Source organism: Nonomuraea sp. NPDC050680 (genome assembly GCF_040654555.1).
GTDB lineage: Bacteria > Actinomycetota > Actinomycetes > Streptosporangiales > Streptosporangiaceae > Nonomuraea.
On record NZ_JBFAIF010000019.1, the window covers coordinates 123,933 to 148,253 of the forward strand.

Annotated in this window: 23 protein-coding genes; 11 read left to right on the forward strand and 12 right to left on the reverse strand. The window is 70.1% G+C overall.

The features are described from left to right. Positions 1–30 precede the first annotated feature (30 nt). The 4 genes from AB0H88_RS40910 to AB0H88_RS40925 all read left to right on the forward strand — a co-directional run bounded on the left by AB0H88_RS40910 (position 31) and on the right by AB0H88_RS40925 (position 4,454). Positions 31–2,130, forward strand: coding sequence for a (Fe-S)-binding protein (locus AB0H88_RS40910; RefSeq protein WP_357653957.1), 2,100 nt, complete (start codon positions 31–33; stop codon positions 2,128–2,130). 148 nt (positions 2,131–2,278) lie between these two features. Next, entirely contained in the window at positions 2,279–3,076 is a 798-nt protein-coding gene (locus AB0H88_RS40915) for a hypothetical protein (protein WP_357654003.1), read from the forward strand. Continuing rightward, positions 3,073–4,143 (forward strand): glycosyltransferase, encoded by a 1,071-nt coding sequence (locus tag AB0H88_RS40920; RefSeq protein WP_357653958.1) that lies wholly within the window; start codon positions 3,073–3,075, stop codon positions 4,141–4,143. Before AB0H88_RS40915 ends, AB0H88_RS40920 begins: the two co-directional genes overlap by 4 nt. A gap of 29 nt (positions 4,144–4,172) precedes the next feature. Beyond that, the gene (locus AB0H88_RS40925) at positions 4,173–4,454 is read left to right on the forward strand and encodes a metal-sensitive transcriptional regulator (protein ID WP_080044376.1); all 282 of its coding nucleotides are present in this window, start codon (positions 4,173–4,175) and stop codon (positions 4,452–4,454) included. A 108-nt stretch (positions 4,455–4,562) separates the two neighbouring features. Here the strand turns inward: AB0H88_RS40925 and AB0H88_RS40930 are convergent, their stop codons facing one another. Together AB0H88_RS40930 and AB0H88_RS40935 are read right to left on the reverse strand one after the other, a co-directional pair. Then, complete coding sequence (locus AB0H88_RS40930) at positions 4,563–4,724, reverse strand: hypothetical protein (RefSeq protein WP_175589978.1); 162 nt, start codon at positions 4,722–4,724, stop codon at positions 4,563–4,565. 215 nt (positions 4,725–4,939) lie between these two features. Next, a complete protein-coding gene (locus tag AB0H88_RS40935) occupies positions 4,940–6,568 on the reverse strand; it encodes a hypothetical protein (protein ID WP_357653959.1) in 1,629 nt (542 codons plus the stop codon). A gap of 62 nt (positions 6,569–6,630) precedes the next feature. Here AB0H88_RS40935 and AB0H88_RS40940 point away from each other — a divergent pair, with 62 nt between their 5' ends. Further along, a complete protein-coding gene (locus AB0H88_RS40940) occupies positions 6,631–7,533 on the forward strand; it encodes a hypothetical protein (protein WP_357653960.1) in 903 nt (300 codons plus the stop codon). Here the strand turns inward: AB0H88_RS40940 and AB0H88_RS40945 are convergent. Further along, the gene (locus AB0H88_RS40945; protein ID WP_357653961.1) at positions 7,505–8,026 is read right to left on the reverse strand and encodes a gamma carbonic anhydrase family protein; all 522 of its coding nucleotides are present in this window, start codon (positions 8,024–8,026) and stop codon (positions 7,505–7,507) included. The two genes, AB0H88_RS40940 and AB0H88_RS40945, sit on opposite strands and share 29 nt — an antisense overlap. Before the next feature lie 146 nt (positions 8,027–8,172). Here AB0H88_RS40945 and AB0H88_RS40950 point away from each other — a divergent pair, with 146 nt between their 5' ends. Further along, positions 8,173–9,243, forward strand: a complete 1,071-nt coding sequence (locus AB0H88_RS40950) for a hypothetical protein (protein ID WP_357653962.1) — start codon at positions 8,173–8,175, stop codon at positions 9,241–9,243. A 257-nt stretch (positions 9,244–9,500) separates the two neighbouring features. On the opposite strand, the gene AB0H88_RS40955 is transcribed toward AB0H88_RS40950, so the two are convergent. From AB0H88_RS40955 to AB0H88_RS40970, 4 genes are all read right to left on the reverse strand, one after another. Beyond that, on the reverse strand, positions 9,501–9,740 hold the full coding sequence (locus AB0H88_RS40955; protein WP_357653963.1) for a hypothetical protein: 240 nt from the start codon (positions 9,738–9,740) through the stop codon (positions 9,501–9,503). Positions 9,741–9,858: 118 nt separating this feature from the next. Beyond that, positions 9,859–10,611, reverse strand: coding sequence for a GntR family transcriptional regulator (locus tag AB0H88_RS40960; RefSeq protein ID WP_225293238.1), 753 nt, complete (start codon positions 10,609–10,611; stop codon positions 9,859–9,861). Between the two features lie 150 nt (positions 10,612–10,761). Beyond that, positions 10,762–11,181 carry a VanZ family protein gene (locus tag AB0H88_RS40965; RefSeq protein WP_357653964.1) on the reverse strand — a complete coding sequence of 140 codons (420 nt, stop codon included), beginning with the start codon at positions 11,179–11,181 and terminating at the stop codon, positions 10,762–10,764. A gap of 277 nt (positions 11,182–11,458) precedes the next feature. Further along, positions 11,459–12,166 (reverse strand): dienelactone hydrolase family protein, encoded by a 708-nt coding sequence (locus AB0H88_RS40970; protein ID WP_357653965.1) that lies wholly within the window; start codon positions 12,164–12,166, stop codon positions 11,459–11,461. Between the two features lie 143 nt (positions 12,167–12,309). Here AB0H88_RS40970 and AB0H88_RS40975 point away from each other — a divergent pair, with 143 nt between their 5' ends. The 3 genes from AB0H88_RS40975 to kynU all read left to right on the forward strand — a co-directional run bounded on the left by AB0H88_RS40975 (position 12,310) and on the right by kynU (position 15,566). After that, positions 12,310–13,107 (forward strand): fumarylacetoacetate hydrolase family protein, encoded by a 798-nt coding sequence (locus tag AB0H88_RS40975; RefSeq protein ID WP_357653966.1) that lies wholly within the window; start codon positions 12,310–12,312, stop codon positions 13,105–13,107. 148 nt (positions 13,108–13,255) lie between these two features. After that, on the forward strand, positions 13,256–14,365 hold the full coding sequence (locus AB0H88_RS40980) for an ABC transporter substrate-binding protein (RefSeq protein ID WP_357653967.1): 1,110 nt from the start codon (positions 13,256–13,258) through the stop codon (positions 14,363–14,365). Between the two features lie 4 nt (positions 14,366–14,369). Further along, positions 14,370–15,566, forward strand: coding sequence for a kynureninase (gene kynU, locus AB0H88_RS40985; protein ID WP_357653968.1), 1,197 nt, complete (start codon positions 14,370–14,372; stop codon positions 15,564–15,566). A gap of 24 nt (positions 15,567–15,590) precedes the next feature. Here kynU and AB0H88_RS40990 read toward each other — a convergent pair whose 3' ends face one another. Both AB0H88_RS40990 and AB0H88_RS40995 read right to left on the reverse strand, forming a co-directional pair. Further along, positions 15,591–15,965, reverse strand: a complete 375-nt coding sequence (locus AB0H88_RS40990) for an MmcQ/YjbR family DNA-binding protein (RefSeq protein WP_357653969.1) — start codon at positions 15,963–15,965, stop codon at positions 15,591–15,593. An 11-nt stretch (positions 15,966–15,976) separates the two neighbouring features. Beyond that, a complete protein-coding gene (locus tag AB0H88_RS40995; protein ID WP_357653970.1) occupies positions 15,977–17,020 on the reverse strand; it encodes a DUF2293 domain-containing protein in 1,044 nt (347 codons plus the stop codon). Between the two features lie 122 nt (positions 17,021–17,142). On the opposite strand from AB0H88_RS40995, the gene AB0H88_RS41000 reads away from it, so the two are divergent. Next, positions 17,143–17,946, forward strand: coding sequence for an FKBP-type peptidyl-prolyl cis-trans isomerase (locus tag AB0H88_RS41000; protein WP_357653971.1), 804 nt, complete (start codon positions 17,143–17,145; stop codon positions 17,944–17,946). Positions 17,947–18,056: 110 nt separating this feature from the next. On the opposite strand, the gene AB0H88_RS41005 is transcribed toward AB0H88_RS41000, so the two are convergent. Further along, positions 18,057–19,481 (reverse strand): peptidoglycan recognition family protein, encoded by a 1,425-nt coding sequence (locus AB0H88_RS41005; protein ID WP_357653972.1) that lies wholly within the window; start codon positions 19,479–19,481, stop codon positions 18,057–18,059. A gap of 269 nt (positions 19,482–19,750) precedes the next feature. On the opposite strand from AB0H88_RS41005, the gene AB0H88_RS41010 reads away from it, so the two are divergent. Beyond that, positions 19,751–22,390, forward strand: coding sequence for a BTAD domain-containing putative transcriptional regulator (locus tag AB0H88_RS41010; RefSeq protein WP_357653973.1), 2,640 nt, complete (start codon positions 19,751–19,753; stop codon positions 22,388–22,390). Here AB0H88_RS41010 and AB0H88_RS41015 read toward each other — a convergent pair. Together AB0H88_RS41015 and AB0H88_RS41020 are read right to left on the reverse strand one after the other, a co-directional pair. Beyond that, a complete protein-coding gene (locus AB0H88_RS41015; RefSeq protein WP_357653974.1) occupies positions 22,387–22,905 on the reverse strand; it encodes a GNAT family protein in 519 nt (172 codons plus the stop codon). The genes AB0H88_RS41010 and AB0H88_RS41015 overlap by 4 nt on opposite strands. Next, positions 22,902–24,242, reverse strand: coding sequence for an NERD domain-containing protein kinase family protein (locus AB0H88_RS41020; protein ID WP_357653975.1), 1,341 nt, complete (start codon positions 24,240–24,242; stop codon positions 22,902–22,904). The genes AB0H88_RS41015 and AB0H88_RS41020 overlap by 4 nt, the downstream gene beginning before the upstream one ends. Between the last annotated feature and the right edge of the window lie 79 nt (positions 24,243–24,321).

A 24,321-nucleotide genomic window follows, 5' to 3' on the forward strand; every position in this document is an offset into this window, starting at 1 on the left:
TGGCAACCAACGTCGTCAGTGGGAGGTCCCGTGCTCTGGGTGGCCATCATCGGGCTCGTCATGACCGTCCTGGCGGTCGCCGTGGCGGGCCGCAGGACGTTGTTCCTGTACAAACTCGCCACGGTGGGCCCGCCCGCGCCCGAACGGATCGAGTACGCGAAGACGCACGCGGCCGATGAGCTGAAGGCTCAGCTGGTGGAGGTGTTCGGGCAGAAGAAGCTGCTCAAGTGGACGCCGTCCGGCGTGGCGCACTTCTTTGTGATGTGGGCGTTCTTCATCCTGCTGACCGTCTACATCGAGGCGTACGGCGCCATCGTCCAGGGCGCGATCACCGGCGAGCCCGACTTCCACATCCCGCTCATCGGCACCTGGGCGGTGCTCGGCTTCCTGCAGGACTTCATCGCGGTGGCCTGCCTGCTCGGCCTGATCACCTTTGCGGCCATCCGGATCAAGAACTCACCCAAGACGCTCGGCCGTAAGTCCCGCTTCTCCGGCTCCCACCTCGGGGGCGCCTGGCTCGTCCTGTTCATGATCTTCAACATCATCTGGACGCTGTTCCTGGCCCGTGGCGCGGCGGCGGCCAACGGCAACTTCCCCTACTCCTCGGGCGCCTTCGCGTCGCTGGCCCTGGGCAAGATCCTGCCGGCCAGCTCGCTGCTGGAGGAGATCGCGCTGCTCCTGCACATCGGCTTCATGCTGGTGTTCCTGGTCATCGTGGTGCACAGCAAGCACCTGCACATCTTCACGGCGCCGCTGAACGTGCTGTTCTCCCGCCGCCCCGACGGCCTGGGCGCCGCGCCCGAGCTGCGCGTCGACGGCAAGCTCGTGGACTTCGAGGACGAGGACCTGGACCCCGAGCGGCTGGGCCGGGGCAAGATCGGCGACACCACCTGGAAGGGCTTCCTCGACTTCTACAGCTGCACCGAGTGCGGCCGCTGCCAGTCGCAGTGCCCCGCGTGGAACACCGACAAGCCGCTGTCGCCGAAGATGCTCATCCTCGACCAGCGCGACCACGCCTTCAAGGTGGCCCCCTACCTGATGGCCGCCTCCACCGAGCACGCCGACACCGACGTGCTGGCGCTGCTGAACAAGCCGCTGGTCGGCGAGGAGGGCGTGATTCACCCCGACGTCCTGTGGTCCTGTACGAACTGCGGCGCCTGCGTCGAGCAGTGCCCGGTCGACATCGAGCACATCGACCACATCCTCGACATGCGTCGTTACCAGGTGATGGTGGAGTCGTCGTTCCCGTCGGAGGCGGGAGTGATGGTCAAGAACCTGGAGAACAAGGGCAACCCCTGGGGCATGTCCGAGATGAAGCGGGCCGACTGGATCTCCGAATTGGACTTCGAGGTCGAGCTGGTCGAGGACAAGATGCCCGAGGACGCCGAATACCTGTTCTGGGTCGGCTGCGCGGGCGCGCTGGAGGACCGGGCCAAGAAGACCACCAAGGCCGTCGCGGAGCTGCTGCACATCGCGGGCGTGAAGTTCGCCGTGCTCGGCCCGATGGAGGCGTGCACCGGCGACCCGGCCCGCCGCCTGGGCATGGAATACCTGTTCAACATGCTCGCCCAGCAGAACATCGAGACGCTCAACGAGGCGGGCGTCAAGAAGATCGTCGCCACCTGTCCCCACTGCTTCAACACCCTGGCCAACGAATATCCGCAGCTCGGCGGCACCTACGAGGTCGTACACCACACGCAACTGCTGGCCAAGCTGGTCGACGAGGGGCTGCTCACCCCGATCACGCCGATCGAGGAGAAGATCACTTACCACGACCCGTGCTTCCTCGGCCGCCACAACAAGGTCTACGCCCAGCCCCGCGACATCATGTCGAAGGTGCCCGGCGTACAGACGCAGGAGATGCACCGGCACAAGGACCGCGGTTTCTGCTGCGGCGCCGGCGGTGCCCGGATGTGGATGGAAGAGCGCATCGGTAAGCGCATCAACACCGAGCGGGTCGACGAGGCGCTGACCACGAATCCTGACACTGTCTCCACCGCCTGCCCGTTCTGCATGGTGATGCTCGGCGACGCCATCAACGAGAAGAAGAACACCGGCGAGGCGAAGGAGTCCCTCGAGGTCGTGGACGTGGCTCAGCTCCTGATCAAATCGGTTAAAAGCGGCTCCTGACGGGGGAATGTCGGACTCCTCTACAGCGCTTGTAGAGGAGTTCTGCACGTCAGGGGGCCCAAGTGCGGGAAAACTGCCATCCACATAACGGGAAAATCACGGTAACCTCAACGTCGCATGGCTTCATTCGACGGGGAGGGGGCTCGTGATGCGCGTCGTCGTCACAGACGCGGAAGTCACGCTCGCCGACGTGCTCTCCCTGCGACTCGCGATCGAGGAACCGCTGAGGGAAGGCACAGAGCTCGTGCTCAGGCACCGGACGACGGGGGTCGAGCGGGACGTGTTGCTCGGCACGCCGGGGGCCAGGACGCGGGAGGCCAGCCTGGCGGTGTCGCTGGCGCCGCTGATGCTCAGCCCCGGCCGCTGGGACGCCTACCTGCGCCGCGACGGCAAACGCTCACGGCTGCGCAGCATCGACCCGGGCTTCTCGCTCGACCACCTCGACGCCTACGCCCTGTGCAAGCGGACCCTCGCCTATCGCTCCTATCGCACCCGTAACGGGTTCCTCGCGCTGAAGATAGCCGACGCCGAGCCCGCGGCGGAGGTGCGCTCGATCTGGTTCAGGGAGGGCCGGTTCGAGGTGATGGGCCTGCTCGCCTACACCGGTCTGGAGGACGACGACTCGCGCCACGAGGCCAGGCTGGCGCTCCAGCGCGAGCAGCCCGCCGGGACGACCATCCGCACGGTGGCCACCGTGCAGGGGGTGCGCTTCCACGCCGCGTTCTCGCTGGTCGACGTCGTCGAGGCCGATCCGGAGTCCTCGGGCGTCTGGGAGCCGTCGCTGGAGGTCGAAGGGGTGCCGACGCCCATGGCCCTGGGTGCCCGGCTCGACGACATCGACGGCAAGCGCCGCCGGCTGCACTACCCGTCCGCCAGGGTCGACGGGGTGGCCGTCCGGCCCGCCTACACCGCCGAGGACGAACTGCGGATCGAGGTGGGCCGGTGAAGGTCAGCATCGTCGTCTCGTCCGCGTACTCCATGCGCGGTGAGGTGCGCTCCACCCTCAACCTCGCCACCGCCCTGGCCGACCGCCGGCACGACGTCGAGGTGATCAGCCTCAGGCGGCACAAGGACAAGCCGTTCTTCGCCGTCAGTCCGAAGGTGGCCCTACGCGCCGTGGTCGACGTCCGGCCCGGGGTCAGGCACCTGCTGCCGAGAGGGCAGGTACGCACCGAGGTGGCGCTGTGGCGGGTGCTGCGCGGCCTCAAGACCGACGTCCTCATCACCACCAGGCCGGGGTTGAGCGTCCAGGCGGCCAGGCACGCGCCACGAGAGACGCTCAAGCTGGCCAGGGAGTGGACGAACCCGGCGATACCCGGGCCCGTCAAGCGCTTCTATCCGCGTCTCGACGCGGTCGTCACGGCCACGGAGAGCGCGCAGGAGGAGTGGGGCAGCCTGCTGGGCGAGGGGACGCCCGTACACGCCGTACCGGACGCGCTGCCCGACGGCCCGTGGCCGCGCTCGCGGATGGACAACCGCATCGTCGCGGCGGGCGGCAGCTGGGAGCCCGTCAAGGCGTACGACAGGCTGATCAGGGCGTTCGCCACCATCGCCGACAAGCGGCCGGACTGGCAGCTGCGACTGTACGGCGGGGGTCCCGAGGAGCGGCGGCTGCGCGCTCTCGTCCGGGAGCTCGACCTGCACAACCACGTCTACTTCATGGGCGTCACGCCGGACCTGGCGGGCGAGTTCGCCAAGGCGTCGATCGTGGCCAACACCTCGAGCACCGCCGATCTCGGCATGACCGTGCTGGAGGCCATGGGCTGCGGCGTGCCGGTGGTGGCCTTCGACGGCGCCAGGGGGCCGAACGAGTTCGTGGCCACCGGCTACAACGGGGTGCTGGTGCCGGCGGCCGACGGCGGGCTGGAGATGTTCGCGGCCGCGCTGCTCGCGCTGATCGACGACGAGCGCCGGCGCCGCTCGCTCGCGGCGGGCGCGTTGGAGACGGCCATCCGGCACGAGGCGGCTGGAGTGGGCGAACAGTGGGAGAAACTGATCGGCGACCTCCGCTGAGCGATTCCGCTTACCGGTACCTTAGAAGCATGCATGGGTACAGCGGAGACAAGCAGGCATATCTGACGCGGCTCAGGCGCATCGAAGGGCAGATCAGGGGCCTGCAGCGGATGGTCGACGACGATGCCTACTGCATCGATGTACTCACCCAGGTGTCCGCGGCGACGCGGGCGCTGCAGGCGGTGGCTCTCGGGCTGCTGGAGGAGCACATCTCGCACTGCGTGGCCGACGCCATCAACACCGGCGGCCCCGAGGCGGAGGCGAAGGTCAAAGAGGCGTCAGCGGCTATCGCGCGTCTCGTCCGTTCGTAGGAGACGGCGGGCCCAACTGACTAGTCATGTTGTGCCGTGGCGAACCATCCCCGAAAACGACCGTCCCGGACCCCACGGGATCCGGGACTAGGTCATTAGTGATGGTCTTCAGCGGCTCGCCGAAGTCCGCAATCCGAGCGCGTCGTCGAGCTCATCCAAGGTCAGCCGCCGCTCGCTGATAGCGACGGCGGTGAGCACCTCGGCGTAGAGCGCAATCTCGTCCAACGCGACACGGTCGTGGACCCGAGAGTCCAGGTCGTCGTGCCCCACCGCGTCGTCCTTCCTTCCGCAGCCCACACCCTCTACGAGGTTACGGCGGAGGCCCTTCCGGCGACATGGCCCATCGGAGTCATTCCTTTCAACGCCGCCTGGGCCCCGCGGGGATCATTTCCCCAATCCCGAGATCACAATTCAGCTAATGGTGCGTTGCCTCAAGTCTTAGAACGGTATAGGCGGAGATAGGGTGAAATAGTGGTATTAGTGGTTTAGAACGGCAAGTCATCGCGTTCGGGGATCAAGCGGTGGACGAGCGCCGCCGCTCCCGCGAACCCGCGCTCCGGCACCCGCGCCCCCGTGACCCGGCCCCACGCCAGCCCGACGGCGTACGCGGCCCCCAGCACGGCCGCCGCGGCCGCCCGATCGGGCGGCTCGACGCCGGATCCTGACGCCCGCGCCTCCTCCCGCACGGGCGCCGACGTCCGCTCCACCTCAGACGCCCGCGACACACCGAAGCCCTGCGCGCCCGTTCCAGGGAGAGCGTGCGCCCCTGTCTCGGGTAGGGCGTGTGCGCCTGTTCCGGGGAGAGCGTGGGCTCCCGTTTCGGGTAGGACGTGCGCGCCCGTTCCAGGGAGAGCGTGCGCCCCTGTCTCGGGTACGGCGTGTGCGCCCGTTCCAGGCAGGGCGTGGGCCCCCGTCTCGGGTACGGCGTGCGCGCCCGTCCTCGGTACAGCCGCGTAGGCGCCCGTCTCCGGCGGCCCGGCGCGCCACGGATAGGGCAACGGCGCCCGCGTGGGGAAGCCCTCGGGCTGGGTGGTCTCCGCCGCCGAGGTGCTCGTCAGCCCTGCCCGGGCGAGCTCCTCGTACGCCCGCCGCAACCGGTGGTCCAGGTACCCGGGAAGCAGCCCCCGCGAGTCGGAGAGGTCCGCCAGGAAGGCCGCCGCCGCCCGGGACGGCTCGGTGGTGAAGTCCAGCGCCTCCAGCAGGTCGTAGACGGTGTGCCGGAAGTGCGTCTCGGGGTCTGTCTCCACCAGCGCCGCCCGGCCCAGCCGCTCCGGCAGCCGGTCGAGCCACGCCTGCCGTACCGTGTGGTCGTCGCGCAGGGCCGCGCGGTCGTCGAGGTGCGGCTGCCGGAGCGTGGGCTCCACCATCGTGAGCAGTGCCAGCGCGCGCGGCCTGAAGCGGGTGTCGGACAGCAGGATCTGGGCCGTGTCGGCCATCGTGGCGGCCAGCCGGAGCGCGGCGCGGGAGTGTCCGGCGCGCAGCCGCTCGGAGACGAGCGTGACGAGGTCGAGCAGCGGCGGCGCGGGCAGCCAGCGCACCCACTCGTCACCGGGCAGCGGCCGCCGCAGGTATTCGCCGAAGGCCGTGATGAGCCGCTCGTTGCCGTCGAAGGCGGGCGCGTACGCGCACCACATGATCGTTCCCCAGATCGCGGCGACCGTGCTCGGCACGTCTCTGGCGAAGATCGCGTCGAAGGCGCTCAACGGATAGTCGCGTTCCGACCGGCGTTCCTCGGCCCGCAGCAGCAGCCGGATCTGGTCGGTGAGCCCGGTGGGCACGTCGGGACCGACGAACGCCTGAGTGGAGCCCGGCTCGGCGGCGAAGTCCGGCCCGCGGGGGATCACCCGGACGGGCAGCACCGCGGCGGGATGCCGGGCGTCGCGCGTACGAGCGTCTCTGGGCGGCGGCGACAGGTGCCAGCGGCCGTCGGCGGGGTCGTGCAGATACCAGCGCGCGTGCGCCCCGAACAGCCACCGGTCCCCTTCGGGCGTCACCAGGGCTCTGGCCGCTATCACCTGGGCGCGATCGGGCACGGGAAGCCCCGGCCAGCGCGGGTCCGCGACCATCGCGCGGACCGCCGCCTCGACGGCGGTGAACGCATTCCAGGAGCGCACGGCGGCCATCGTACTGGTCCGATCTGAATCAACAACGGGCTTTACCCGGCAGAATGTCCGCTATGAGGGCAACATTGGTAGGGGTTCTGTCGGTTGTGGGTGTGCTCGCCGGGTGCGGTACGGCCACCTCGGTGCGGCCGTCCCCCACCGGCCCTGGCGTCCTGAGCCTGAAGGAGGCCTTACCCCCCAAACCCGGCGGAGAGGTGGGCTCGGCGTCGGACGAGTTCGACGCCGCCAAGAGTCTGTCGGTGTGGAGCAAGCTGAGCGACACCGAAAAGGACCTCGATCGGATCGCCAAACTCGATATTGGTACGACCACCAAGGGCTCGCTGTACTTGGAGCCCAAGGTTTCCGCCTGGTTCGACGGCTTCCGCGGCCCGTTCGTCTATCAGGAGCTCGCCGGGGACATCGTCATGCACGCCCGGCTCAAGGTCGAGGGCAAGAAGGGCGCCACGCCCACGCAGAAGTTCTCGCTCGGCGGCCTGATGGCCAGGGTGCCCGAGTCGTCCGGCAACGCGAACTGGATGTCGGTGACCACCGGCACGGCCGACACGAGCGGCCGGCTGGAGATGACGTACACCCAGAACGGCAGTTCCGCGCCGGAGGAGGTCAAGATCAAGACCGGCTGGGTGGAGTTCGTCCTGGCCAGGGTCGGGACCGCCGCGGTGGCCCTGTACAAGGAGGACGGCGGCGCCTGGAAGGTCGGCCGGCGGTGGCCGGCGAACCTTCCCGAGGTGCTGCAGTGGGGCATGACCGCCTACACCGACTGGAACAGCTACAACGCCCTCAAGAAGGACGCCGCCATAGGCAACGCCCAGCAGGTCAAGGGCACGCCCGACGTCAAGATGACCGTCGACTTCGTCCGGTTTCTCCGGCCCGAGCTGCCCGACTACGCGGACGCGCTCAACACCGCCTCGGTGCCGGACGACGTCCTGATCAAAGTGGTGACGCCGTCCGGTGCCTGAGCGCCTTGGCCTGGTAGTTGTCCGGCGTGCGGGCGAAACTCGCCCGGTCGTCGTCGGTGAGCTCGCGCACGATCTTCCCCGGCACCCCGGCGACCAGCACCCCGGCCGGGATCTTCTTGCCCGGACCGACCAGGGCGCCGGCGGCGACCAGAGTGCCCGCGCCGACGCGGGCACCGCCGAGCACGATCGCGCCGATGCCGATCAGCGCACCGGCTTCGACATGGGCGCCGTGCACCATGGCCTTGTGGCCGAGACTGACCCGGTGCTCCAGGACCGCCGGCTCGCCTGGGTCAGAATGGAGGCAGCACAGATCCTGTACGTTGCACTCCTCGCCGATCTCTATCCGCTCGTCGTCACCCCGGAGAACGGAGCCGTACCAGATGCTGGACGCCCGGCCCACCCGAACCCTGCCCACCACGACGGCGCCTGGCGCGATGTACGCCTCGGGATGAATGTCCGGGACCGCTCCGTTGTCCAATGCTGCGATGTACACCCGTCCCATCGTAATTCCCACCCCAGGTCTGGTGTTCCGGTTGCGGACGTGGGCAGATGGCAGGAAAGTCGATTCCTGACGTCTCGCCGCCAGACCTTGCAAGCCGCCGGTTTCCCCCGCCTCACGCAAACCCTTAGGTAACCCCCATGACAAACCAGCACGAGAGCATTCCCGATCTGATGCAAGAGGACACCTTCGAAGTCGTGATGCGCGGCTACAACCGCCGTCAGGTGCACGACTACATGATCCGTACCCGTAACCAGGTCCGAGATCTGGAAGAGCGGCTGGCGCGGGCGATCGACCAGGCCGAACAGGGCCGTGTCGAGCTGGCGGAGGCCAGGCGGCGCATGGTGGAGGCGCCGCAGAGCTACGAGGACCTCAGCCCCAGGCTGGCGCAGATCCTCCGGCTGGGCGAGGAGGAGGCCGCCGCCAAGAAGGAGGACGCGGAGGCCGAGGCCATCAGCGTGCGTGACGCCGCCAAGTCGGAGGCCGACCGGCTGGTCACTTCGGCGCGTGAGACGTCGGACAACATGCTCACCTCCGCCCAGTCGGAGGCGGAGCGGCGCGTGGGCGAGGCGACGGCGGCCGCCGAGCGCATGCTGGCTCAGGCGGGTGCCGACGCCGAGGAGAAGCTGACCAGCGCCCGTACGGAAGCCGAGGACACCCTGCGCGAGGCGCGGGCCGAGGCCGACAGCGTGCTCACCTCCGCCAAGCAGGAGGCCGAGCAGCTGGTCGCCTCCGCGAGCGCGGAGGCCGAGCGGACGCTCGCCGGCGCTCGCGCCGAGGCCGAGTCGACGCTGGCGTCGGCGCAGCAGCGGGCCGACTCGCTCGACGAGCACGCGGGGCGTCGCGTCGAATACCTGAGCAACACGCACACGGAGGTCGTACGGAGGCTGACCGAGATCAGCTCCGTGCTCGGCGACCTCATGCAGACCGAGGGCAAGGCGGGCCCGCTGGTCATCGAGCCGTCCACCGCGCCCGAGCCCGCCGCTCTGGAGGCCGCCCCGCAGGAGGACCCTGAGGCGACCCAACAGGTCGACCAGGTGCAGGAGTTCCAGGAGGTCGTCCAGGAGCCGGAGCACGTGCCGACTCCGCAGGACGACGTGCGGGTCATCGTCGAGGACAACCCGGCCGAGCGGACGGCGGAGGTCGAGCGGCCCGTCTCCGACGACACGGACGTCGACATCATCGGCCGCCTCTCGGACGTCCGCCGCTAACCGAGGGGTGCCCCCTACGGGGGAGCGGAAGAACGGACGCCCGGCGCACTCGAAGGGCCCCGCCATGCTCGGGTTCATGTGGCGGGGCCCTTTTCACGTCCCACGGGCGGAAGCCTCCGCCCCCGATCGGGTCGGAGGCTTCCGCGATCGTGGCCCCTATGGGGGCCCGGTGCCGGGGCCGCCGAGTCGCTGGACCCGGCACCGGGCTGCTCGCGAGCGTCCGCGGCGCACCGCCGGAGCGGTCCGTCGCGACGCTGTCACGGAGGCGCCGGACCGGCTCGCGGCTCGTGCTCGCCGGCCCTGCTCTCCTGGTCCCGGAGTTGCTCGCGCAGGCTCTCCGGGTCGTCGGCGTCGATGGTCATCGCGCACCCGGCCTCGCGCTGCGCGGCGCTGAGCGGGTGATGTCGCGTGGCCCACCAACGGCCGGCGTCGCTCCGCCAGATGGTCCACAGCGCGAACTCCCGGGCGATGTCGGCTAGATGCCGATCAAAGGACATCTGATCATCCCTCCGGGACCCGCGCAGGTTCCATCTCCTTGAAGCGTGCGTCACATCTCTAGAGAAGGCAATGATCGCAAGGGACAGGTCAACCTATCGCTTGACATATCTGCTTGACCTAGGCGTCGAAGTCGTACTGAAGTACGTACGCCGCCGAGTCCAGCACCATCTCGTTGAGCTCCACGGGCTGGCCGTTCGCGGTGTAGGCGGTCCGGGTGATCACGATCACCGGAGTGCCGCCGGGCAGGTCGAGCAGCCCGGTCTCGCGTGGTCCCGGCATCCTGGCGCGCACTTCCTCGGTGAAGTGCGCGGGCGGCAGGCCGAGATCGCGCAGCCGCGCGTACACGCCGCCCGGTCCCGTGTCGGGGGCGGTGATGGCGCTGCCCTCGACCAGACCGGCGGGGAAGTACGACGTGGCCAGCTGCACGGGCCGGGCGTCGACCGAGTAGCGGCGCCGCCGTACCCACACCTCGCCGCTTTCGAGGACGCCCGCGACCTCCTCGCGCGCCCGCTCGCGCGCCACCTCCACCTCGTCCACGGTGAAGGGCCGGCCGCGGGTGTCGGCGTCCCAGATGGTGCGTCCCTGACCCCATTGCTCACGGGAGAGCCGGCGTGAGCCGTGCCGGCGTATCGGTTTGAACAGTCGCACGTAGACCCCCGAGCCTCGCTTCGGTACCGCCAGCCCCTCGTTGATCAGTACGGCGAGCGCCTGCCTGGCGGTGGCGCGGGCGATCCCGTAGTCGGCCATGAGCGTGTTCTCGCCCGGTAGCCGATCCCCGTCGCGCAGTTCGCCGGACAGGATCCGGGAGCGGAGACCGTCGGCGATGCGTCGATAGATTGGGGGTTCGTGGGATACCGGGACTTCAGACACGTTTGACCACCCTCTGTCACCAACCCGTTTGGCGTCTCCAGAGAACTTGCCCCGTCTTGTCCACGATCGCACAGATACGAGGCATGGTCGCGAGCTTCTTTTGAGCGAATCATGCCCGTGTGGTGAAGTCGGCGGGGTTTCAGCGGGCCGTTACCTTGGAACGGTCCCGGCCGCTACTCGGCTCGCCCACCAGCGGCGAGTAATCAGCGCGGCGAGCACGGCTCCCGCGGTGTTGACGATCACGTCGTCGATGGAGGAGAGGCGGCCCAGCCGCAGGCCGTACTGGAGGGCCTCCACGGTCATCGAGGCGACGGCCGCGACGGCGGCGACGCGAGTGGTCGACGCCAGCCGCGCGGTGCGTACGGGCAGCAGCGCGCCGAGCGCCGCGAAAACCAGCAGGTTGCCTCCCACCTGCACCAACACGGTCTCCCAAGAGGCGCTGAGCACGTCGGCGAGGTCCATGAACGGCACGAGGCTGACTCCGCTCTGACCGCTTGCCGGGGTGAGGATCATCCACACCCAGGGGGCGGTTCCGACGGCGATCCCGATGTCGGCCAGGGCGGTGCGCACGGGTGCCGGGTGGCCCGCTCGGGCGCGGTGACGGGCGAGGAGCAAGATTGCCAGTACGGCCAAGGGCAGCGCAAAGGTACCAGCAATAATGACGGTTCCCCACAAATCCCACGTCCGAGCCATCGGACCATGATGGCGGCCGTCCCGAGGTACGGGAAGCTGTCCTTCCGGCTAGGTGCCGACGGGCGCGCGGGGAGGCGCCCACGGGCCGCGCGGATGGGTGGTCAGCTCCGGACCGGCGTCCACGGGCCGCGCGGGTGGGTGGTCAGCTCCGGACCTACGAGCGCGCGGGCAGGTGCTCGGCGAGGAAGGCGAGCGCCACCTGCCAGGCTCGCGCGGCGGGTTCCGGCTGGTGGAACATCGGCGACTCGCTGTTGTGGAAGGCGTGCCCGGCCTCCTCCTCGACGTGCATGAGCACATTGGCCCGGCCCGCCGCGGCCTGCTCGACCGTGGCCACCTGCTCGCGCGGGATGTACGGATCGCTGCCGCCGAACACCAGCAGCAGGGGCGAGCCGATGCGCTCCACCAGCCCGGCTGCCTCGGGCACGGCCGAGCCGTAGAAGGACAGCACGGCGTCGAGCTCGGTCTGGGTGGCCAGCATGAACGCGAGCGAGCCGCCCAGGCAGAACCCGAGCGCCCCGCAGCCGCCGCTCACCTCCGGCAGCTCGCGCAGGCGGGCGAGGGTGAGCGCGCAGTCGGCCACGGCCTGCGGGACGTCGAAACGCCCGGCCAGTTCGATCGAGGCGGCCGTGCCCTCGGGAGTGTGCTCGCCGATCCAGTTGGGCTGGAGCCGCCAGAACAGGTCGGGCGCGGCCACCACGTAGCCGAGGCCGGCCAGCTCCTCCGCCACCTTCGCGATGTACGGCCCCACGCCGTAGATCTCCTGGATGAGCAGGATGCCGGGGCCAGTGCCGCTGTCGGGCAGCCAGACATGGACGTCGAAGGAGCCGTCGTGGGCCGTGATGCGTTCTGTGCGCTTCTGCATGGAGTCCAGGATGGCGATCCGCGGGTGGTTGTGCAGCAAGACGGGCCGGTGTGGCACAGATCGGCTATGTACGGCATGGCGTGTGGAGCCGCCGGAGGAGACGATGTTAGAGACATTCCACGGCCTACCCAAGGAGCAGCCTGATGCAGGACGAATGGTCAGCGGCGGTAGACGCCCGTGCACACGCGGCCGACCGGTTGGCCGAGGCCGCGCGCTCGGTCAAGCCGTGCGCTCCCGTCAGGGACATGGTCAGCACCGCCGATGAGGGCTACGCCGTACAGGAGATCAACACGCGGCGGGCGCTGGAGGCGGGGCGGCGGCTGGTCGGCAGGAAGATCGGCGTTACCAACCGGCTGATGCAGAAGCAGTTCGGCATCGACGAGCCAGACTTCGGCATGCTTTTCGCGGATATGTCGTACCTCGATGGGCTTCCTATCCCGGTGGAGCGGTTCCTGCAGCCGCGGGCCGAGGCGGAGGTCGCGCTGGTGCTCGGCCGCGACCTGGTCGGCGGGCCTTTCACCGCGGCCGAGGTGATCAGGGCGGTGGAGTTCGCGCTGGTCGCCATCGAGATCGCGGACTCCCGCATCGCCGACTGGGACATCACGCTGGCCGACACGGTCGCCGACAACGCCTCCGCGGGCGCGTACGTACTGGGCAACACGCCGGTCTCCCTGATGGGCCTGGACCTGCGGGGGGCCGCGATGACGATGACGCGCGGCGGCCAGGAGGTCTCGACCGGCTCGGGCGCCGCCTGCCTGGGCCATCCGCTCAACGCGGCCGTATGGCTGGCGAGCCGGGTCGGCCGTACCGACCACGCGCTGCGGGCCGGAGATGTGGTGCTGACCGGATCGCTCGGGCCCATCGTGCCGGTCGGGCCGGGCGACGACTTCGAGGCGCACGTCGACGGCCTGGGGTCGGTCCGCGCGGTCTTCTCCTCGTGAAGCCGAGCGGTGGTCTCTTCGTGAAGCCGAGTGGTGGTCTCCTCGTGAAGCCGAGTGGTGGTCTCTTCGTGAAGCCGAGCGGCGTGCGCCTCGTGAAGCCGAGAGCGCTGCCGAGTCCTTTCCAGCCCGGGGCCTGAGGGGAGCGCCGGTGCGCGGGCCACTGCTCGGACTGGTGGTGCTGATGGCGGCGGGCTGCGGTGTCTCGCCCACGCTGGAGACGAAGCCGGATCCCACACTCAAGGTCGGCGCGATCATCTCGCAGACCGGGGTCTACGCCGTGCTCGGCGACGACATGGAGGCGGCCATGCGCCTCTACCTGGAGGAGCACGGCGGCAGGCTGGGCGGCAGACCGGCCGCGCTGGTCGTCGCCGACGACGCGGGCAATCCGGAGAAGGGGCAGCAGCAGGCCAGGTCGTTGATCGCGCGCGAGCGGGTGAGTGTGATCACCGGTCTGCTCGCCTCGCCGGTCGCGGTGTCGGTGGTCAAGGAGGCGGCCGGCACGCCGGTGGTGATCGCGAACGCCGGCGCCGACGAGCTGGGCGGCCCCGGCGTCTTCCGGGTGTCGTTCACCAACCACGCGCACGGCTACGCGGCGGGCAGGTACGCCGCCGAGCGGTACGGCAAGGCGGGAGTCGTGCTGATGGCCTCCGACTACTCGGGGGGCACCGAGACGCTCGACGGCTTCACCGAGGGCTACGGGGTCAAGCCGCTCAAGCGCATCCTCACCCCGTACGGCAAGAGCGCGGATCTGGCGCCCTATCTCAAGAGCATCCCGCCGGACGCCAAGCTCCTGTACGCCTTCTACGCGGGCGGCGAGGCGGTCACGTTCGCCAAGACCTTCAAGCAGCTCGGCTACGACACCAAGATCAACCTGCTGGCCTGCCAGAACCTCGCCGACGAGGACGTGCTGGAAGCCATCGGGGCCGACGCCGAGGGGATGACCAGCGTCGGACTCTACTCACCGGCGCTCACCACCCCCGAGAACGCCGCGTTCGTGGCTGGATGGAAGGCCAAGACGGGCCGGAACCCGTCGGCCGTGGCGCTGCAGAGCTGGGACGCCATGCAGCTCATCGACCGGGCGGCCGCGCTGGGCGGAGACCTGTCCTCGGCGCTCGGCCGGGTGGGCGACCTGGCGAGCCCGCGTGGCACGTTCCGGCTCGACCCCACGACGCACAATCCGGTGCAGAGCTGGTACGTCCGTAAGTATGAGAATGGAATCAACCGGGTAATCGCCACGATTCCCCCAGAAAGGAAGTGATCGCGTGCTGGATCGCGACCGCTGCCTCGCGCTGGACGCCGAGGATCCGCTGCGGGACTTCAGGGATGAGTTCGTGCTGCCCGAGGGCGTCGTCTACCTGGTGGGCAACTCGCTCGGCGCGCTGCCTCGCCGTACCTCCGAACGGGTGCGGCAGGCGGTCGAGGACGAGTGGGGCGGGCAACTCGTCGGCGGGTGGAACCACGCCGGCTGGTACGCCCAGCCGCTCACCACGGGCGACCGGCTGGCCCCGCTCATCGGCGCGGGCCCCGGCCAGGTCGTGGTGGGCAACACCACCTCGATCGCCATTTATCAGGCGGTAGCGGCCGCGACGCGGCTCCGGCCCGACCGGCGGGTGATCGTCTCCGACGTACGGAACTTCCCCACCGACCACTACATGGTCCAAGGGCTGGCCAGGACACTGGGCGGCTACGAGGTCCGCGACTTCGCCGAGGGACGGTTCGACGACGCGGCCGTGGTGCTGCTGTCCGAGGTCGACTACCGCACCGGCGCCCGCCACGACGTGCCCGCAGTGACCGCGCGGGTGCACGCGGCGGGGGCGCTGATGGTGTGGGACCTGTGCCACAGTGTCGGGGCCATGGAGGTGGACATCTCGATGGCCGATTTCGCGGTCGGCTGCACGTACAAGTACCTCAACGCGGGTCCCGGCGCGCCCGCGTTCCTCTACGTGAACCCGCGCCACCAGGCCGCCGCCGAGAACATCCTGTCCGGCTGGAACGGTCACGCGGAGCCGTTCGCGTTCGAGCCGGACTTCCGGCCGGCCGAGGGGATCAGGAGGTTCGCGGTCGGCACGCCGCACGTGCTGGCGTTCGCGGCGCTGGAGGCGGCGCTAGACGTGTGGGAGCGGGTGCCGATGCGTCAGGTCCGGGCCAAGAGCGTCGCGCTGACCTCGCTCTTCATCGACCTGGTCGGCGACGCCCTGGAGCTGGCCTCGCCGCGCGAGCCCGCCGAGCGGGGCAGCCAGGTCAGCTTCTACCACCCCGACGGCTATCCGGTGATGCGCGCGCTCATCGACCGGGGCGTGCACGGCGACTTCCGCGCACCCGACATCCTCCGCTTCGGCTTCGCGCCGCTGTACACCCGGTTCGTGGACGTGTACGACGCCGCCGCCGTCCTGGCCGAGGTGCTGGGCAAGGAGCTCTGGCGAGAGGAGAGGTACGCCCAGCGGCTCGCGGTCACCTGAGCCGGGTGGGGTGAACGCGGGTGATCAGGTCTCGTCGTCGAGTAGCTTGATCGCCCGCTTCGGCGCGATCGCCCGGTAGCTCTCCTCGACCCAGTCGAGCAGCACCTCCGTCTCGGGCAGCTCGGCCAGGAACGGCACCGACACCCACCCGGCCTTGCCCAGCCCGTAGCCACTGGGTGCGGCCCCCTCGACGGTCAGCGCGTGGCCGCGCGCCTCGGACAGCAGCTTCACGGTGAAGGACGGGTCCCACTTCTCGGTCCGCTCGTCCATGCCGAGGAAGACGAACACCTTCTTGTTCACCTTCACCACCGTCTCACCCCACGGATGATCCTCGTGCGTCTCCGGCAGCCCGAGCGCGAAGACCCGCAGCTGCTCCCGTACGTCATGCCAGTCATCCATGCTCACGGACGCTACCCAACGCGCCGGAACTCGGCCAGCTTGGCGTCGATCCGGTCCCTGATCAGGTCGCGAGCCTCCATGCGCGGCACCCCCGACATGAGCAGCCGGTCATAGTCGGTGTCGAGGTGGCGGATCGAGGCCACCACGGCCAGCGTGATCGCGTTCTCGTCGAGCGCCCTGGCCGCCGCCGTGCGCCCGACCCGGCCGCTGCCGCGCTGACCGGCGTGGGCGGCCACCTCCTGGGCCCGCGCGGGCGGGCAGCCGGGGAAGAGCCTGGCGATCTCGGCCGCCATCCGCGCCTGGTATTCGACGTCCTGGTCCGCCCGGCGCTCCCGGTCGCGCTCACGGCGGCGCAGCCGCACCTCCTCGTCGGCCAGGCACCGCTCCTCCGCCGCCGCCATCGCGTGCTCCTCGACCAGCAGCCCCTGGCGCTGGTAGACCTTGCGCCGCCGGTTGTACTGGACGACCACCGCCGACAGGCCGCTCTCCTGCTTCGCCCGGCGGCTGAGGGCCGCGTTGCCCGACGGCAGGAAGACCAGGTGGTCCATGTCCGCGCAGGTCAGGCAGTGGGACTCGTCCTCCTCCATGATCAGGTAAGGGCCCGTGTCGCCGCAGGTCGCGCACGTCCAGGCGTTGAGCGGGGCCACCACCACCAGGTCGGGCGCCTTGCTCTGCCGCTCGGTGAGTTGCCGCACCCGGGCCTCGCTGAGGTCGGGGGAGAGCCAATGGACGCGGAACACCTCCTGCCCGTGGTCGGCGGTGAAGCGCAGCTCGCGGCGGTCGCGGCTGCCGGAGACGTAGGGGGTCTCCACCGGCCGCAGCCCCTTGGCGGTCGCCCAGTCCTTCAGCAGCGCGGCGGCCGTGAGCAGCCGGTCGTCGTCGACGGGCGCGAGCTCGGCCAGCGTGGCCGCGCGGCCCTGCCGCCAGGTGTCGACGTGCCGCGAGTGCACCCAGCGCAGGCCGGTCACCACGTCGATGAAGGTCACGTACTTGCGGCCGGCCAGCGCGATCTCGGCGGCGTCCGCGACCCTGCGGGCCAGGTTCGGCTTGCTCATCGCCCCAGTCTCCCGCGCCTTTGCCGGGAGATGGCCCGGTCGGACGCATTCCTCGTGCCGGTCCCGGTAAGTAGTCAGGCGGATCTGGATATGTGGGGATCTGGATATGTGGGGATTCGGATATGGGGGAAATCGTGCGCTGGCTCTGGCTCGCCGTGCTCGTGTTCCTCACCGCGTGCGGGCCGACCGGGCAGGGCCCGCTGCCGCTCGTGAGGGGGTCCTTCGGCGCCAGACCGGTCATCACGATCCCGGACGGCGAGCCGGATCCCCTGCCGCGGGTGACGGTGCTGTCGGCGGGCAGCGGGCGGCCGACCATGCCGGGTGACGTGGTGCTGGCGGACGTGGAGGTCCGCCGGTGGTCAGGCAACCTGCCGTACGCGAACACGTACGACGCCCATCAGCCCGCCAGGGTCGTCTTCGACGGGCGGCACGTACCGGAATCCTGGCGCGAGGCGCTCATCGGCCGGCCGGCGGGCAGCCGGGTCATGCTCGTCGGTCCCGCGGCCCTCTCATACGGCCCCGGGCCGCCGCTCGGCGGGACGCGCCCGGCCGAGACACTGGTGCTGGTCTTCGACATCCTGGGCGGCTACCCGCCGGACGCGCGCCTGGTCGGGCGGGCCCTGCCGGACGTGCCCGACGACCGCTCGCCCCGCGTCCTCATCGGCGGCTCCGGCCCCTCGGTGCGGGCGGGCGCGAAGGTCGTCGTCCAGTACGTCGCGGTGGAGTGGCCGGGCCGCCGGGTCGTCGACTCGTCATACCTGCGCGGCGGCCCCAGCGCCTTCACGCTCGTGCCGGAGGCGGCGCCGCCCGGCTGGGTGGCCGGTCTGGCCGGCCAGCGTGTGGGCGCCCGCGTCGCCTTCCCCGCCGAGGCGGGCCGCCCCCTGCTGTATGTCGTCGACATCCTCGACGTGCTCGACCCCGCGTGACCCCGATCGACGTGCCTCGAATCCGAGTAACCCACGTGCCCCCAACCCCAAATAAAACGGCCCTGACACCGGAGGGGATGTCAGGGCCGTCGCACTTCGGCCGAGGAGGGTCAGCCGCAGTGCTCGGAAGGGCTCTCGTAGCTCGCCGTGCCGACCTTGCCGCCCCACTTCACGCACTTGTTGTCCGCGGCGGCCCTGACGGGACCCGCGTAGTAGGTGAAGCTGCCGGAGTCGGTGATCCGGGTCTTGCCGGACACCTCCAGGAAGGCGCTGGCCGCGCTGGCCTTGCCGAGCGACGTCTTCTTCAGCGTGGCGACGCAGTTGTTGGCGTTGGTGCTGTTGTAGAGCAGGTAGACCGTGCCCGAGGTGCCGAGGGCCTGCGAGTCGATCACCTTGTAGCCGGTGCCGCAGACCTTCTCCGGCGTGTACGGGTTGGTGCCGCCGCCGGAGCCGCCGCCGACGTAGCTCATGTACTTGTTCCAGTCCCAGTGCGAACCGGGGTCGGTGTGGTCCGAGCCGGGCACCTCGACGTGGCCGATGATGTGGCTGCGGTCCTTCGGAATGCCGTACCGGTCGGCGATGTTCCTGGTCAGCGCGGCCGACGAGCGGTACATCTGGTCGGTGAACCACGAGGCGTCGTTGATGAAGCCCTCGTGCTCGATGCCGACCGACCGGTGGTTGTAGGAGCTGACACCGGCGTGGAAGGCGCGGTTCTTCTCCCGCACCATCTGCGTGATCTGACCGTCGGAGGAGCGCACCACGTAGTGGGCCGACACCTTGGCGGCGGAGTTCTGGAACCACGAGATCGTGCCCGCGTACGAGCCCTGGGTCACGTGGATGATGATCCGGTCGATCTTCTCGTCGGTCGGCCGGTTGGACACGGCGTAGTTCGACGAGCTGGCGGCGGCCCACAGGGCGCCGGGATAGTCGGTGGCGGCCGCGAGCTGACGCGGGTCCGCGTCGTCGTACTTGCCGCGGTCCGGCTCGACGACCTTCGCGGCCACCTTCACGCCCGCGGTGTCGACGCCGTTGGCCAGCACCTCGTAGACGGCGTCGGCGTAGATCCGGGCGGTGCTCGCGTTGGCCGCGCCGCCGTACGCGGCGACCGCTTCGTACCACTTGGCGGGGTCCTTGCGCTCGGCCGCGGTCAAGCCGAGCTTGTCGGCCTTGGCGCGCAGTACGGCGGCGCCGCCGAGCACGTTGGCCGCGTCGTCGGTCTTGAGCTTCGCCGCGGTCTGGGACGTGATCTTGGCCGCGTCCTCCAGGGCGTGCGAGGAGGGGTTGCTGACCAGGTGCATCACGCCGTAGCCGCCGCTGGCGCTGGGCTCGCCGCCGTGACCGTCGAGGTGCGTCTCGGCGTAGCCGAGCGCGACCAGCAGGTCACGCGGCACCTCGTAGGCGGCGGCGGCCTTGTCGAAGGCGGCCGGGAGAGCGACGACGGTCGCCTGGGCGGCGGTCGCCTGGGCGGTGCCCACCAGGGCCGCCTGCTGGGCGCCCACGATGAGCACACCGGCCAAGAGAAGCTTCTTCATCATGATCAAGACCCGCAATGCTCGGAGGGACTGTTCTATGCGCTGACACCGGCCTGGCCGCCCCACTTGACGCAATGGCCGGCCGCCGCAGCCGGTCACCGGGCCCGCGTAGTAGGCGAAGTTGCCGGAGTGGTGATCCTTTCGAAGGGGATCTGTGTGACCAGGGTCGGCATTCGCCGCACAAGAATCGTCCAGAACCGATACAAAAGGTGGTCAGGCCTCTAAAGAGGAGCTGATGCGTCATGTCGGTCACCTTTCATGTTCTTGGGCCGTTGGAAGTCCGATCGTCGGGACGGTCCGTACGGATCTCCGGCAAGAAGCCGAGGATCCTGCTAGCCACGTTGTTGCTGGACAGCGGCCGTATCGTCGGCGCCGACCAGCTGGTCGAGGTGCTCTGGCCCGATCGCCCACCACGCTCCGCACAGGCGAACTTACGCACGTATGTCAGCTCCTTACGGACAGACCTCGGTGCCGAGTACCTACGCGGCGACGGCTCCGGCTACGCCATCGACATACCGGACGGCGCGCTGGACCTGCTGGCGTTCGAGGAGCTGGTCGCGCAGGCCCGTTTCGCCGACGCGCTCGCGCTCTGGCGCGGGGCGCCGCTGGCCGACCTTCCGGGCAGCCCGCTCTGGGACCGCCGCCTCGAACCGCTCAACGAGGTACGGTTACGCGCCGCCGAAGAGCTGATCGGCCAGCGGATCGAGAGTGGCGACCACGCCGGGGCGATCACCCAGCTGCGCGGGCTGCTGGTGGAGCACCCCTACCGGGAAGACCTGTGGAGCCGTCTCGTCCTGGCGCTGAACCGGGCCGGCCGCAAGGCCGAAGCGCTGCGGGCCTACGCCACGATCCGCGCCCAGCTGGTGGACGAGCTCGGCGTGGAACCGGGCGCCGACCTGCGTCGCGCCCACGAGTCGATCCTGGCCGACGAGGCCCCGCCGGTCGCGCCCCGGCAGCTCCCGCCGGACCTGCCCGACTTCACCGGCCGGGCCGACGAGCTGGCCCTGCTGGCCAAGCCCTTCTCCATCGCGGTCGTCTCCGGTTCGCCGGGGGCCGGGAAATCGGCGCTGGCCGTACACGCCGCCCATGGCCTGCGGGACGCCTTCCCCGGCGGGCAGCTCTACCTCGAACTCGACGGCAGAGAGTCGGCCGACCTGCTGGCCGAGGCGCTCCGGGCACTCGGCGTGGAGACGCCGCCGCCGACTGTCCACGAGCGCTCGGCGCTGTTTCGGTCGCTGCTATCCAAGCAATCGATGCTCGTGCTGCTGGACGACGCGCTCGACGCCGCCCAGGTACGGCCGCTGCTGCCCGGGAACGACTGCGCCGTCATCGTGACCAGTCGGCGCCGGATCACGGAGTTACCCGGCTCGATCCAGGTCGACCTCGGAGAGCTGTCCGCGCACGACGCGCTGACGCTACTCGGCAGGATCATCGGCATGGATAGGGTGTCCCGCGAGCATGAGGCGGCCCTGGCGATCGTGGAGGCGTGCGGGCGCCTGCCGGTGGCCGTGCGCAGCGCCGGATCGCGGCTGGCGGGCCGGCCGGGCTGGTCGCTCTCGGTGCTCAGACAGCGACTGGACGACGACCGGCTGAGCGAGCTGAAAGAGGTACGGGTCTGCCTCGACCGCAGTTACCGCCACCTGCCCGACGACGCCGCCCGTACGCTGGGCACGCTCGGCCTCCTGGGCGCGGTGGCCCAGCCCGGCTGGGTGATCGACGCCGCACTCGACAGGCACCGCGCCGACGACGTCACCGACCTGCTGGTGGACGTCAACCTGCTGGAGCTGGTCGGCACCGACCCGGTGGGCCAGCCGCGTTACCGGGTGCCTGATCTGATCCGCCGCCATGCGCTCGAACGTGGCTCCGACCGTAGCGGCCTGACCAGGGTGCTCGCCGCCTGGACCGCGACCACCGAGCACGCCATGGCCCGGCTGCCCACCACCGTCTTCAGCCTCACCGCCGCCCGGGCGCCGCGCTGGCGGCTGCCCGAGCAGACGCTCGACCGCCTGACCTCCGACCCGCTGGGGTGGTTCGAGGCCGAGCACGAGACGCTGGTCGGGGCCGTGAGCGTCGCCGCGGAGGCCGGGCTGGCCGAGTCGGCCTGGGGGCTGGCCGCCGCGATGGTCCCCTACTTGGATCTGCACTGCCATCTCGACACGTGGGAGCGTACCCACACCGTCGCCCTCGGTGCCGCCCGCGCGTCCGGCGACACCTACGGAGAGGCCGCCATGCTGCGCGGCCTGGCCCAGGTCTCCCTCTACCAGGACCGGTACGAGGAGGCCGTCGAGGACTTCACCCGATCCCGCCGGCTCTTCCACGACATCGGCGACCTGCGGGCGGAGGCTACCTCGATCTGCGGGCTCGGCGCGGTGAGCCAGTTCAGGGGCAGGCACGCCCAGTCGCTCGGGCACTTCAAGCGCGCCCTGGCCATGTTCCTGGCGGCGGACGACCCGCACGGCGAGGCCTTCGCCAGGCAGGCCATCGGCCGGGTCTGCCTCAAGTCGGGCGACCTGGCCCTGGCGTCGGAATCCCTGGGTCAGGCCATGCGGCTGGCTCAGGAGCTCGGCGACGCCCACCGCGAGGGCTGCGTCTGCCTGCAGATGGGCAACCTGCACAAGGCCATGTCCTTCCACCGGCACGCGCTCGACATCTTCGAGTCGCTCGGAGACCGGCACTGCGGCGCGTACGCCCTCCAGAGCCTTGCCGGGCTGCAGGCGGCCCGTGGGGAGTGGGCGCCGGCCTCCGCAGGGCTTGAGCGGTCACTGGAGATCTTCCAGGAACTCGGCGACCGGAGCGGGGAGGCGTCGAGCACGCAGATGCTGGGCGAGGTGCACCACTCGGCCGGGCGCACCGGGCTGGCACTCGACTATCTCAACCACGCCACCGTGCTGCGCCGCAGCCTGCCCGCCTAGCCCCGCGGGTCCAGGTCGGCGCGGATCATGCTGTACATCACGCCGTCATGCCACTCGCCTGCGCGGAAGCCGGCTCCGCGCAGAACGCCCTCCCGGGTGAACCCGGCCTTCTCCAGCGCCCGCTGCTCGCCCAGGTTGCTGATCTCGGTCGTCGCCTGGACCCGGTTGACCGGCGAATGGTCGAACAGGTAGCGCACCAGGAGCCGCTGAGCCCGCGTGCCGTGACCCTTGCCGCGGAACTCGGGCGCCACGATGATCCCCATCTCCCAGCAGTAGGCGACCCTGGAGGTCACCTGCTTGCTCCAGGTCATCAAGCCCACGCGGTCATCGCCCTCGGCGATCAGCAGCGTGCCACCGTCGTCGCCGAGCATCCCGTTGTCCTCCCAGCGTCGGCGGAGGAGGTGGGGGTCCTGCCAGCCATACCACTGATGGAGGCCAGTGCTCGCCGGGTCGCTGATCAGCCGGTTGAGGAAGGGCAGATCGTCCTCGGTGACGGGACGAAGCTCACTCGTCATGATCCAGACACTATGCGACGGACAAATCGCTTGAGGCGGGATCGCTGCGGCATTCCAGCCAGCGCCTCAAGGGACTCGGCCGCGCTCGGGCGCTTGGCGGGAGAGTGGTCCAGCATCCGGCGCACCACGTCGGGAACGTCGGGACCCTGGGTGTCGGCGCTGGTCGGCAGCTCGCCGGTGAGCAGCTGGTAGGCGATCACCCCGGCCGCGTAGACGTCGGAGGCGGCCGTCATCATCTCGGGCCGCTCATGGCACTCGGGGGCCACATAGTGGGCGTCGAGCACGTTGCCCAGCTCGTGGGCGACCGTGTAGTTGCGCGCCCCGGGCTTGGCGTAGTCGAACCCCGTCAGCACCGCGTGCCCGTCGGTCACCAGCACGCAGGCCGGGGTCAGGGCCCGGTGGATGACGCCGTGGGCGTGCGCGTGGGCCAGGCCGCGCAGCATGTCCTGGATCACGCCGAGCCGTACGCCGGTGCCCAGGCGCAGGTGCAGCGCCTCGCCGTGCACGTCGTCGAGCACCAGCACGAACCGGCTCTCGTCGTCGATGGCGAAGAAGTCACGCGAGCGCACCACGCACGGGTGCGGCGGGATGCGGGCCAGCGTCTGGTAGGCGTTGGCGATCCGTTGCCGCTCGGCCGCCCGCGACGCCTGGTCGGCCAGCGGGTCGGCCTGGTAGACCCGGAGCAGCACGGTCTCACTGCCGGGCAGCGTCGCGTTGAAGGCCCGGTATTCGGTCACCTTCGCGTCACCGCCGAGCTGCTCCTCGACCTCCCAGTTGCCGAACCTGGGCGGCGCGGTGCTGCGGCGTACGGTCTGGTTGAGCGAGTCGAGTATCCCGGTGAGGTACGGCTTGATGCGGTGACTGCACCCGCGCCTGACCCGCGAGACATCGCTCAGCGTGGCCAGCAGCCCGTCGAGGGTGGTGACGTTGACCGCGTCGCGCCCGGCCGGGTCGACGAGCTCGGCGTCGGGCGAGGTGAGGACCACGAGGCTGTCGACGTAGACACGCTCCAGCCGCGTGTCCTTGGAGACCAGCAGCCCTTTCAGCGCCTTGGCGATGCCCCGCAGCTTCGTCACGGGAGAGCCGAACGCCTCCCTGCGCGGCGGGAACCAGCGCGTGCCCGACACCTCGATCCGGCCACGGGTGCCCTTGACGTCGACGACGACCAGCGAGTGGCCGGTCAGCACGAGCAGGTCCACCTCGAAGACGTCCTCGCCGCGCGGGAGCTCGACGTTGTGCAGCAACAGCCAGTCGGCGGGCGCGTGGTCGCGCAGGAACGAGATCACCCGACGCTCGGCGTCGTTGACCGGACGTCCCCCTCCGACGATCTCTGCCATGGGCTAATCCTCCCACGTTCCAGCTAGCCGTTCTGTGGACGGTTCAACGAACCGCAGTCAGAAGTAGCAGTGCCGGGAC